General features: G+C 42.5%; 1 protein-coding gene and 1 pseudogene. One reads left to right on the top strand and one right to left on the bottom strand.

Annotation, left to right across the window (positions count from 1 at the left end; genetic code table 11):
* Positions 1–120: 120 nt before the first annotated feature.
* Positions 121–384: a hypothetical protein gene (locus tag FW758_RS24720; RefSeq protein WP_105252723.1), complete on the bottom strand. Its 264-nt coding sequence runs from the start codon at positions 382–384 to the stop codon at positions 121–123.
* A 160-nt stretch (positions 385–544) separates the two neighbouring features.
* On the opposite strand from FW758_RS24720, the pseudogene FW758_RS24715 reads away from it, so the two are divergent.
* Positions 545–624, top strand: a pseudogene (locus FW758_RS24715) (helix-turn-helix domain-containing protein); the annotation flags it as partial.

Genomic DNA, 624 nt, shown 5'->3' with positions numbered 1-624 from the left:
GAAGTTTTGGCGACCGATGCGGGCTTAATACCTAAGAGAGGCATTGACATATTACTGAAGCAGAGGGGGGAGGTCAAATTTGGATTTTGCGCTGAGTGGTTAGTGATTCGGCTTGGTGTTTTATTCGAGAAGGAGCTGCTGTTGAGCCGTCTCAAGATTGCAGCAGGAGGCTTCTACATAAGCGAAATATTCAGCTTGAGTGGTTTTGTTGAAGATGAAATAACCGCCTAGTACATCCAGCTGTCCGTAGATGATGTGGCCAATTTCAAAGCTTTTTGGATTGTAAATATCCATGACGCTGATATTGCCATTATCAAGTTTTACTGCAATACGGCCGCAGTTTTGGCTTATTTCAATAACGGTTCCATATGTTTTTTTTGACATGACAAGTTTGGCTCAACTAGCTGTTTTTATTGAATAATTAAGTCATCTGAAGTTTTGGCGACCGATGGGGCTTAATCACTAAGAGAGGTATTTATATGTTAGGCAAGCATTTTTATTTCGTCAATTTTGAGCCGTGGGTTGCTCCGTTTGGGGGTGACTTATGAGTATGGAATTGATGGTAAAAGCGATGAAGGCCAAGGTGGGTAATCCACTGCGTAAGCTGGTGTTGATCAAGCTGGC

Source organism: Shewanella sp. 1180_01 (assembly GCF_052850535.1).
The sequence above is the reverse complement of the archived record's forward strand: the minus strand, read 5'-3'. Positions and strand labels throughout refer to the sequence as shown.